Genomic DNA, 12,094 nt, shown 5'->3' on the forward strand with positions numbered 1-12,094 from the left:
GAGTATAATTGTAAAAAAAACAATTATACTCGTTTTTTTTCTCTGTACCTGGATAGACCTTGATGTTTCCCCTTTACTGCTCTTCAATTATTTTTATACCCCATGGTTCTAACTGCATCTCCTTCCCTTTTACCATTGTCTCATTTGAAAGCAATTCTTTACCATCACGGTAAGGGTATTGAACAGAATGGGGAACTGCTGAATAATTGAAATAATAATGAATAGCCTTGCCCCTTTGGTTGATGCCTGATTTTGTGATTAAGGGAAAGGAAATTTGTTGATCCACACCCCATAACCCTGCTTTCTTTACAGCATCTGCCAATATCTTCTCCAGCACGGCATCCGTAGTCATACACCCAATATAAGTAGCGACACCTTTCCCATAGTTGTTTTGCGTAATGGCTGCATACTTCTTCCATACAGGATGATCATAATAGGCTAAAACCTTGGCCGTTGTGGGAGTAATCAGTTCCATCCATTTCCGGACTTTGTTTTGCTCAGTTCCGCCATTGAAAAGATCTCCTTTTAATTCAACATCATTTTGGGGATCGGTAAACTGACTGTAATAAATGCCACACGCTTCACTGATAATACCTGGCTGTCGAACAGATCGCACTTTCACGTGCTCATTAGAAAAACCGGATTTAAACGTGTAAACTACATGACCACCATTTTTGATGTATTGATTCAGCCGTTTGAGCAGGCTATCTGGAGCTGCATAAAGTGCAGGAACTACGATCAATTTGTATTGCTCTAAATTGGTGCTGGATGGATCAATAAGATCAACACCAACATTCATACGATACAATACATCGTACATAGGACGGAATAATGTATTATAATTCTCCCCGCTTATAGGAAAAGAATTAAAGGCAGTGAGCGCTTCATTACTGAATAAGAGGGCTACATTGTTTCTTTTTTGAAGATGGATAAGATGAGCACTCAATTTTTGAAAATCAGCCCCGATCGTCTTGGCCTCATCATACGTAGGATTAGGCTCAAAGTCATGGCTCAGCAGTCCTTTCCAGTACGTCTCTATAGCATTGTGAATAGAATGCCAATGCCAGTAGGAAACCATATCAGCCCCGGAAGCCAGGTGACTGAAGGCCTGCAGTCGTAATTGTCCCGGGAAGGGTACCCATTGAGGAAAACCCTGCGCTTCTGTTTCGATTACCAAATAGTTCTGTCCCCCTTTCATTGACCTCGTCAAATCACCACCCAAGGAAATTTCAGCTCCGGTTAGTTGGTTTTGTGAGGGATGATAAATGTCAATCCCTGCAATGTCTAAGGCTTTAGCTGCAGCAAAATGATCGACGTCAGGCTGTATACCATAGGAATGGCCGCGCCACCCGAGATCAAAGTTTTGCGTGATAAACTGGTGAGGCTTTTTGTATTCCCTGACAATTTTTGCCTGCCATGCTAAATAGTTGGTTACAAGTGATCTTTGAAACTTTGCAAACTCCGAACTTAAGCTGGCATTAATACTGCCATTCACAGAGGGAAAATCATCCCAGCTATTGATGCGATTACTCCAGTAATCCAGGCCAAATGCTTTATTAAGACTATCCAGCGAAGGAAATTTTGCCTTCATATATTGAACGAATTGCTTTTGCACGTTTGGCCCACTGGTCTCGTACGACTTTGTTTCATTGTCTATTTGATAACCAATAACAGCAGGATGGTCCTTCACATGTTCCAGCAATTTGCGGATGACCTTTTCTGCATGTTCCAAAAAATGTGGATTGGTAATGTCCATATTCTGGCGCGCACCATATTGATTTTGCCCCCTGGGTGTAATGGCAAGAATATCCGGATACTTTTTAACCAGCCAGGTGGGCACAGCATAAGTGGGTGTGCCAATCATTACTTTGATGCCTGCCTTGTGCATCGCATTTAAAACCCTGTCTATATGAGAAAAATCAAAAACTCCTTCCTGCGTTTCAAGTGTGCTCCAGGTAGATTCTGCAATGCGGACAACATTGATCCCGGCCTCTTTCATCATTTGAACATCCTTATCCAATCGCTCATAAGGCATGTATTCATCATAATAAGCAACACCATATAAAAGTTGATTAGGCTGAAATTGTGCAGCTGATGGCTGTATGAGCACAATGGAGAGTATGACTTGTAACCCGATGAAGAAGACGAAGGAATACCTTTTCATATTTTTATTTTCAAGCAACCATGTTAAGCAGATAAAATTAAATACTATAAATGTAAAAAAAACGATTATTATTCAAATTTTCTTCTTGCTGACTACTGAGTAATGGAGTTTCAGGATACAGCAGGATGGCATAGGCCCTACACCACCCTACATTTGTTGTTTATATTTGTTTGCAATGAAAAATAGAATCAAGTTTTTAACCGTCCTGGTCACAACATTCCTTTCCTCCCTCCTCCACGCCCAAATCAAACTGCCTGCCATCATCAGCGATCACATGATCCTGCAGCAAAATGCAAAGGTGGCAATCTGGGGTTGGGCAAGTCCTGGAGAAACAATTACTATTACCAATAGTTGGAACCCAAAAACGGCAAAAGCAACTGCAGATGCTGCAGGTAAATGGCTTTCCTATATCAACACCACGAAAGCAGGTGGACCTTATACGCTGAAATTTACCGGCAAGAACACGATTGAAGTAAAAGATATTTTATTGGGAGAAGTATGGCTCGCCTCCGGGCAGTCGAATATGGAATTCTTCATTGGCAAAACGCCCAATCCCTCATACACAGGTGTTTCCAATTATGAAGAATTGATGAAAGATGCAGAGCATCCTGATATTCGCACTATTGACGTTCCGAATAAAGTGGCCGATGAACCACAACCTGATTTCAAAGGTGATTGGAAACTGTGTACAGCGAAAACTATTGACACCTTCTCTGCCGTAGCCTATTTTTTTGCTAGGGAGATCAACAAGGCAACAGGTTATCCTGTAGGCATCATCAATGCCACCTGGGGCGGCACGCCGGCAGAAGCTTGGACTAAAAAAGAAGTCCTGCAAGGAAATACGAATTTCGTCCCCATCCTGGAACGGTATAAAAAGGCTTTAGAGGTTTTCCCGGCAGAAAATGAAAACTACAGGCAAGCTGTTGCGAAGTGGAAAGCAGATACCAGTACAACAAAAGGCGCTGCGCCCCGTGCCCCTATGGGACCAACACACAACCACTCTCCTTCTAAATTATACAATGGCATGATTGCCCCGGTTGTACCGTATACTTTAAAAGGAGCGATTTGGTACCAGGGTGAAAGCAATGCAGAAAGGGCCTATCAATATCGCAAGTTATTCCCTGCCTTGATCAACAACTGGAGAGACGACTGGAAAGCACCCAAGATGCCTTTTTACTTCGTTCAGATCTCTCCGCACCGCAGCCAGAATCCCGAGATCAGGGACGCACAGCTGTTTGCTTACAGGACCACACCCAACACCGGCATTGCAGTAACAACAGACAACGGTGATTCTCTCGACATTCACCCGCGCAACAAAGAACTCGTAGGAAAGCGCCTTTCTTTGTGGGCGCTGCATAATGAATATGGCAGGAAAAACATGGTTACCTCAGGTCCATTATATAAGTCTATGAAAATTGAAGGCGATAAGATCCGCATTAGTTTCGACTTTGACAAAGGCCTTACAGCAAAAGGAGGCAACTTAACCGAATTCACCATTGCCGGTGAAGACCAGGCCTTCGTTCCTGCACAAGCGAAAATCGAAGGCAATACTTTAGTAGTTTGGAGCGATGCAATCAAGAACCCTCAGGCTGTTCGCTTTTCTTGGCGAAACATCCCCAAACCAAACCTCTACAACGCCGCAGGTCTCCCTGCATCCCCCTTCCGCACGGATAATTGGCAGTTAACAACCCAGGGAAAAAATTAATTAACAACTCAAAACTGCACTGACGATGTATCTATTGATATGTTGTCAGTGCAGTTTGTTTTTTATATAACCTGTTGTTGGCAACAGCACAGCAGTAAAGCCAATACAACACACCCTGAATCTTCCACATCAAATGATTCAGGCCCGGCTCTGGTCCCATTTCAGTATTCCCTCCCTTCTCAACACCTCGATAGCTCAAGCTCGGGTCAAAACTGTTTTTAAATAAATAGACTGAGGAATTAAATTCTTTGGAAAGCTTATTGCTGTGAATTTTTGATCAAACCATCCTTATAACCGGCCAACACTATACTGCCTGATCCTACCTGTTGAAAATAGTGAGCGATGCTTATACTTGATTCCTGCCCTTTCAGACTTCTATTGACTGTTTAAACAATTCTAAAAAGAACATTTATGAAAATCACGGCTACTAAAATTCCTCCAAAAGTAATGGATGACATTGCCCTGCTTTTGGAAAACGCAAAAGCGATTGGATTGCTTTTTTTAATGACCGTTTTGTGGGTACTTCCTTCTATGGCACAAACCGTTACCGTAAAAGGACGAATTGCTGATGAAAAGAACCAACCGGTAGTTGGCGCATCAGTTTCGGTAAAAGGAACAACGATAGGTGCCACTACCGACAACAACGGAGAGTTTCAAATAACCGCTCCAGCGAATGGTAGTCTGGTGGTTTCTTCTGTTGGCTTTACCGCAAAAGAAATTCCCGTGAACAACCAGGCTAACCAAAACATAACATTGACTGCCGCTACCCAAAGCCTTGAGAATGTAGTGGTGGTAGGATATGGCACCCAAAAGAAAAAAGATGTAACAGGCGCAGTAGCCAGTGTAAATATGGATGCCTTACGAGATGTTCCCAATACGAGCCTGGGTCAATATCTTCAGGGTACAGTGCCGGGGTTGAATGTCGGCGTGTCGACTGTTGCTGGGGGAACGCCTCCGATTGCCATACGCGGGCAGGTTTCACTGAGCGGTAACCAGAATGTTTTGATCATTCTGGATGGTATTCAGTATTCCGGCTCACTCTCCTCCATCAATCCGGATGACATTGCTTCTATTGATGTGCTCAAAGATCCAAGCTCCACTGCCGTCTATGGAGCACAGGCCGCCAACGGTGTAATCCTCATTACATCAAGAAGAGGTCGTGTCAACCAAAAACCACGAATATCCTTCTCGACTTCATACGGAACACAGAAGCCTACTGTTGGAGATCTCAAACCAAAGAACCGGGAAGAATACCTGGCCGGTCTAACAGAGGCTTTTTATGAAAGATCTTATCTGGCTCCTGACTTTACACAGCCTAATCCCAACTTTAATGTTGCTACTGTGGTGGATGCTTCCATGAAAGATGCGAATGGTAATATACTGCCCAATGATTATGACTGGTGGGGCGAAGGAACAAAAACAGGTACGATCTGGGACAACACCCTAAGCATCTCCGGTGGTGGCGATAAAGTGAGTTATCTTCTTTCGGGTGGCTTATTAGATCAGAAAGGGTATATTATCAACGACATTTTTAAAAGAAAATCCATTCGGGCAAATTTGGAAACCAGGCCTTTAAACTGGTTGAAAGTTGGCCTGCTTTCGTCAGCCGCATTTGTCAACCAGGACGGCGCCGAACCAGCTTTGGCCTCCCTGCAGCACATATCCCCTTTATTGGTACCTTATGACTCTGCAGGCAACCTGATTCCATTCCCGACCAATACCCTTGAACCCAACCCTTTCACTACTTATTATGTGGACAACTACGACAGGAACAATTCTTTTTTTGCCACGATTTACACAGATATAGACATACCGTTTGTGAAAGGACTCAATTACCGCATGAACTTTGGCAACAACTACAGAGTCGGCGAGCAGTTTGGTTCCAGTATTTATGCGGCGGGGCAAACAGGTGAAGCCTATAAAGGTACCCAGCATTATTATGATTATACTTTCGACAATATTTTGACTTATACGAAGAGCTTCGACAAGCATAATATCACAGCTACGCTTTTGTATGGGGCTGTAGAAAGGAAATTCGACAGTACATTGGCAAGGGCCACTGGCTTTAGCCGCCTTACGCTAAGCTACAACAACTTGTCGCTGGGCACGAACCAGTTTTCTACATCTGATGCCTGGGAAGAAGCTTTAAATTACCAGATGGCCAGGGTGAACTACAAATACAATGAAAAATACCTGCTGACTGCTACCATACGCCGGGATGGTTTTTCAGGCTTTGCCGAAGATCATAAGTATGCAGTCTTTCCTTCAGCAGCCATAGGCTGGATTATTTCCCAGGAAAGTTTTATGAGTAACGTGAACGTAGTGAATAACCTCAAACTAAGGGTAGGTTATGGTGAAAGCGGGAACCAGACCACCAGGTACAGCTCCCTTTCGACGGTGTTAGCCGGCACTTCCAATGCCTACATTTTTGGTGATGGTGGTACACCCTCCTTTGGCCAGGTAGTGAATACTCTGGGCAATCCAGACCTGAAGTGGGAGCGAACAAAAGGCCTTAATGCAGGTGTTGATTTCGCATTGTTCAAAAACCAAACCACAGGCTCCCTGGACTTCTATAACAACAACACCAAGGATTTATTATTCGGTGTATTTGTTCCAAGAATTTCAGGCTTCGACACTATTACTACCAACCTCGGGCACATCCGTAATACGGGCTTTGAAGCCTCTATTACCCAACAAATATTCAATAAGAAAGATTTTACATGGTCGGCAACGTTGAACTTCTCAACCAACAAAAACAAGATCATTACGTTGACAGGTGTGGACGCCAATGGGGATGGTAAAGAAGATGATTTGATTGCGGACAGCCTTTTTATTGGCAAATCCATCCATACAATTTACGATTACCAGGCAGATGGGATCTATAAGATTAATGATACAAAACTTCCGGGCTTCCAAAATGGCACTGTAAGAATAGTAGACCAAAACAAGGACGGCGTAATCACGCCTGAATCAGATAGAGTTTTCCTTGGCAGGATGGAGCCCTCATACCGCATAAGCTTGCTGAATAGCTTATTTTATAAAGGATTTTCCCTCAGCTTTTTACTCAATTCCGTTCAGGGTAAAAGTGATAGTTATTTGGGAAGCAACCGCCCATGGGCCAATAATAGACCTCAGTATTTCCGGGAGGACAATAGCATCCGGTGGAATGATCTGAAAGGAATCGATTACTGGTCGCCCGCTAATCCTAATGGCAAGTATCCCCGTAATATTTCCGGTTCCCGGCCTATAGAACCTAACCAGTTTGAAAAAAGGAATTTTGTAAGACTGCAGGATGTTTCCCTTTCCTACAATTTCGCTAACCTGGTCAAGGATGTAAAATTCCAGTCTTTAACACTGTATGTAAGTGGTAAAAACCTGGCCACCTGGACCAATTGGGAGGGCTGGGATCCCGAAACAGGAGAAGGCGTGGTGATTGGCGGAAGACCAGTGCTGAGAGCTTTCACTGTTGGGCTAAATATTATCTATTGATACAGATTATCAGATTTGAAACTCCTATTTCGACCTGCCCATTTAAGGCATAAAAAATATACAAATGAAAAATTTACATAGTTTTTTATTACTGCTCATGCTCCTTACAGGCGGCTTATCCTGTAAGAAGGATTTCCTGGATGAAGATCCTCAGGGCTTCTTAAGCACTTCCAATGCATTTAAAACGATAAATGACTTTAATGCATCTGTGAATAATCTATATACATTGGTAAGAAATGAGTTTTATATAGTCAATGATTTCCAGCCTTTTCATTACCTGTACAGAACGGATGTTGCTTTTGAAATTACTGTGGCAACACCTAACCTCGATGCTGAGATCAGCCCTGTCAACAGTCCCTTCAACAGTCACTGGCCAAACTTTTATAAGATCGTATCCGAAGCAAACACGATCATCGGCCGCCTTCCGGCTTCCGAGGTTCCTGCTGCTGACAAAATAGCCTTTGAAGCAAAAGCAAGGTTTTTCAGGGCTTTCGCTTACCGCAGCCTTGCCTACCTATGGGGAGGAGTCCCTCTGCAGTTAGAAGAAGTGACAACAGAAAAGACAGATTTTACCAGGGCAACAAGAAAAGAGGTGTATGCCCAGGCTATAGAAGATTTGAAGTTTGCAGCAACCAACCTGCCCGGAATTGCAGTTGTGAAAGATGGAGAAATTTCCAACCTGGCAGCACAGCACCTTTTAGCTGAAGTATACCTTGCCGACGGGCAATTTGATAATGCGGTAACTGCCGCTTCTGTCGTGATCAATGACCCTAATATGGGTCTTATGACCAACAGGTTTGGCAGACGCAGTACTGTGACACCCGGTGACGTGTACTGGGATCTGTTCCAGGCTGGAAACCAGAACAGGAAATCAGCCGGTAATAAAGAAGCGATCTGGGTCATCCAGTTTGAAACAGATGTGATAGGTGGTGGTGCTTCAACTGCCGGGTCACAGTCAGGTGTATATGCATTAGAACGGGTACATGCACCACTTGTCCGCGATCTCAAGATCAATAACGTGGCGCCCTTTCAGTGGCCAGTTGGTGATTATACAGGCGGCAGAGGTGTTGGATTTTTAGCGCCCTCTTTATATTTCATGAACACGGTATTTGAAAGTGATTTTAATAATGACATCAGGAATGCCAATCACAATTTTGTACGAGATTTTGTTGGCAATAACCCGGCAAGTCCCTTCTATGGCAAGGTAATTTCTACCCGTAATGTACCGCCCGGCACTACTGGCACTAATGGTGCTGTTGTAACTTCCAATAAGCCAGACAGAGCATTCTATCCTTACCAATCAAAGGCCACACAGCCGTTTAATCATCCCGCTGTTGTATATGTCAATCCTGGCTCGTCCGATCCTGTATTGAAATATCAATTAAAATCTTCGGCTGGCGGCACTTATGTCGACCAATATATGTTCAGGCTTGCTGAAACCTACCTGATTAGGGCTGAGGCTTACCTGGGATTAGGCAATACAGCTTCCGCTGCTGCAGACATCAATGTGGTCAGGGCAAGGGCCAATGCAACACCAGTAACACCTGGCAATGTGAATATTGATTATATACTCGATGAAAGAATTCGGGAATTAGGTGTTGAAGAAAAGCGAATGCTGACCTTGTGCCGTTTGGGAAAATTCTATGATAGAGTGGTAAAATGCAATCCTTTTTATGCTAGCCAGATGAAACCCTATTTTAATCTTTGGCCGATCCCCTTCTCAGAAATCGAAAGAAACAGGGGTGCCAAACTGGAACAGAATCCAGGCTATGCCCAATAACCTCACAGAAAATGTAAAAGTTAATTGATGAAGTAAGAAGAAGAGTTCTGAATGAACTCTTCTTCTTACTGATACCATTTTCATGTATACTTATACCATTTTAATTTTCAACCATTAATAATCTAAATCATTCAAAAGATTTAAAAAACCATAAGTATATTCAAAGCCGTAAAGAACGAAGATGAAACTTGATATAACAGTTAAGAATATACGTACTCTTTGCTTTTTTGTTGCACTCATATTGTTTGCTCATACACCTGTCACTGCACAGACCAAAGTTGCAAATCCAAATATGCTGACCAGGGAACGTATTTCTATTGGCCTGGGTTGGAAATTTTACAGGTATGACTCCTCAGAGAAAGCAGACAGCCTGATCTATGATGTCCGGCCGGAGGTCATAAATGAAAGGGACGATAAACCAGCAGATACCAGGCCAACAGAAGGAGTAAAAGTGGCAACAACCAAAACTGTGCTCAAGCCCTGGATTTTGCCTTCTGGCAACAAGTTTATCAAAGATTCCCTCAAATGGTTCAAAAGGCCTGAGGGAAATCCGGGAAGCGATTTCCCCTTTACACAAAACAATTTCAATGACAACTCCTGGGAAAGCATCAACATACCCCACGACTGGGCGATCAAAGGTCCATTTTATAAAGGTCAGGATGCTATTGTTGGAGGTGGTATGGGTCGGCTACCGGTCCATGGAGTAGCATGGTATAGGAAGAAGATCAACATTCCTGTAGCAGACAAGGGAAAATCTATTTTTTTGGAAGTAGAGGGAGCAATGTCCTATGCCATGGTTTGGTTAAACGGCAAATTGGTCGGAGGCTGGCCATACGGCTATAATTCCTGGCAATTGGATCTGACACCCTACATCATTCCGGGTGCCGCAAACCAACTGGCAATACGTTTGGACAATCCCAATAACTCTTCCCGCTGGTATCCGGGAGGTGGTATCTATCGAAATATCTGGTTGATCAAGACAAATCCTGTCCATGTGGCACAATGGGGCACTTTCGTTATAACACGTAAAGTTTCCAAAGCCTCTGCTACAATCGACTTCAAGGTTACTGTAGATAATAACGCCAATACAGCTGGAAATTTCGATGTTTCCACGGAGATCTATCTTTTAGATGCTAATGGACAGAAAGTCGGTAAACCAGTGGGAAAGTTGACTCCGATAAAAGGCCGGATCATGGCACAGTCCAGCAAGGTGGTTTCTGGCTCCATAACGATATCCAAGCCCAAATTATGGGGTCCCCCGCCAACGCAAAAGCCTAACCGCTATGTAGCAATCACACAGGTTTCCTTTCAAGGCAATCCAGTTGATAGGTACGAAACCCGCTTCGGGATCCGGGACTTACGCTTTGACCCCAACAAAGGAATATTCGTTAATGGAGAACATATTTACATCAAAGGCGTGAATCAGCACCACGACCTGGGAGCATTGGGTGCAGCCTTTAATGTGCGGGCCGCCGAGCGCCAGCTGGAGATACTGCGCGAAATGGGGTGCAATGCGATCCGCTTGTCCCACAACCCTCCCGCTCCTGAATTACTCGAGCTGTCTGATCGCATGGGCTTCCTAGTTATAGATGAGATCTTCGACATGTGGGAGTTAAAAAAGACACCCATTGATTTTCATTTGATTTTTCCTGATTGGCACGAGCAGGACTTGCGCGCCTTTATTCGCCGGGATAGGAACCACCCTTCGATAATGATATGGAGTTTCGGCAATGAGGTGGGTGAGCAATACACGGCTGAAAAAGGCGGTGCTGTAGCTACGCATTTATATATGATCGTTAAGGAAGAAGACACAACCCGCCCTGCAACGGTAGCAATGAACTATGCCAAGCCGGAAATGCCTTTGCCAGGAGTGGTAGACGTTGTCAGCTTGAATTACCAGGGAGAAGGGATTCGATATGATGGGCCTTATAAGGGCTTGAAAGGGATCACCACACCACCACTGTTTCCGGCATTCCATGAGAAATTTCCAACTAAAGTGATCCAAAGCAGCGAGAACGCCTCCGCGCTAAGCAGCCGGGGTGAATTCCTGTTTCCCGTCTTCGAAGGCAACAGTGCACCGGTAAGTGACAGTATGGGTGGCAATTCGAAAACGCAGCAAGTAAGTGCCTACGAGTTGTACTCGGTGCCCTTTGGTTCTTCTGCAGACAAGGTGTTTGCCACCATGGAAAAGCATCCCTACGTAGCTGGCGGATTCGTCTGGACAGGCTGGGATTACCTGGGAGAACCAACGCCTTACTACACAGCCCGTAGTTCATATTCAGGCATAATTGATTTGGCAGGTTTCAGAAAAGAACGTTTTTACCTCTATCAATCGCATTGGCGTCCTGATTTGCCAATGGCACACATCCTGCCGCATTGGAATTGGCCCGGCCGCGTTGGCCTGGTTACACCCGTACACTTATTTACTTCCGGTGATGAAGCGGAGTTATTCCTGAATGGCAAATCGTTAGGCAGAAAGAAAAAAGGTCAATATGAATACCGTATTCGCTGGGACGATGTAAAATACAAACCTGGTGAGCTAAAGGCAATTGTATATAAGAACGGGAAGAAATGGGCTGAGGACGTCGTGAAAACCACAGGCGATGCATCCAAACTTATATTGTCTGCAGATCGTCCTGTCATCAAATCAGATGGTAAGGACTTATCGTTTATAACGGTCAGAGTCACCGATAAAAATGGCTTGATCGTACCTCAGGCAAAGAATACTATTCAATTCTCTATAGAAGGCCCAGGTGAAATTGTAGCCACAGACAATGGCGATGCAGCCAACATGGTTTCATTTGCTTCTACCCAACGCGATGCATTCAACGGCCTTTGTCTCGTGATCGTTCGTGCAAAACCCGGCCAGCAGGGTACTATGAAACTGAAAGCAGAGTCAGAAGCATTACAGGGAGCAACGCTTACATTGAAAAGCATCGTACCTGGAAAATAAGAG

General features: G+C 44.2%; 5 protein-coding genes. 4 read left to right on the forward strand and 1 reads right to left on the reverse strand.

The genetic code is table 11. The features are described 5' to 3' along the window. Positions 1 to 73: 73 nt before the first annotated feature. Positions 74 to 2,164: a beta-galactosidase gene (locus tag OCK74_RS13235; RefSeq protein ID WP_279297522.1), complete on the reverse strand. Its 2,091-nt coding sequence runs from the start codon at positions 2,162 to 2,164 to the stop codon at positions 74 to 76. A 175-nt stretch (positions 2,165 to 2,339) separates the two neighbouring features. On the opposite strand from OCK74_RS13235, the gene OCK74_RS13240 reads away from it, so the two are divergent. From OCK74_RS13240 to galB, 4 genes are all read left to right on the forward strand, one after another. Then, positions 2,340 to 3,869 (forward strand): sialate O-acetylesterase, encoded by a 1,530-nt coding sequence (locus OCK74_RS13240; RefSeq protein ID WP_279297523.1) that lies wholly within the window; start codon positions 2,340 to 2,342, stop codon positions 3,867 to 3,869. A 411-nt stretch (positions 3,870 to 4,280) separates the two neighbouring features. After that, positions 4,281 to 7,358: a SusC/RagA family TonB-linked outer membrane protein gene (locus tag OCK74_RS13245; RefSeq protein WP_279297524.1), complete on the forward strand. Its 3,078-nt coding sequence runs from the start codon at positions 4,281 to 4,283 to the stop codon at positions 7,356 to 7,358. A gap of 64 nt (positions 7,359 to 7,422) precedes the next feature. After that, positions 7,423 to 9,138 (forward strand): RagB/SusD family nutrient uptake outer membrane protein, encoded by a 1,716-nt coding sequence (locus tag OCK74_RS13250; protein ID WP_279297525.1) that lies wholly within the window; start codon positions 7,423 to 7,425, stop codon positions 9,136 to 9,138. A 181-nt stretch (positions 9,139 to 9,319) separates the two neighbouring features. Beyond that, positions 9,320 to 12,091, forward strand: coding sequence for a beta-galactosidase GalB (galB, locus tag OCK74_RS13255; RefSeq protein ID WP_279297526.1), 2,772 nt, complete (start codon positions 9,320 to 9,322; stop codon positions 12,089 to 12,091). Positions 12,092 to 12,094 lie beyond the last annotated feature (3 nt).

Source organism: Paraflavisolibacter caeni, assembly GCF_025628885.1.
GTDB classification, from domain to species: Bacteria; Bacteroidota; Bacteroidia; order Chitinophagales; family Chitinophagaceae; genus Flavisolibacter; species Flavisolibacter caeni.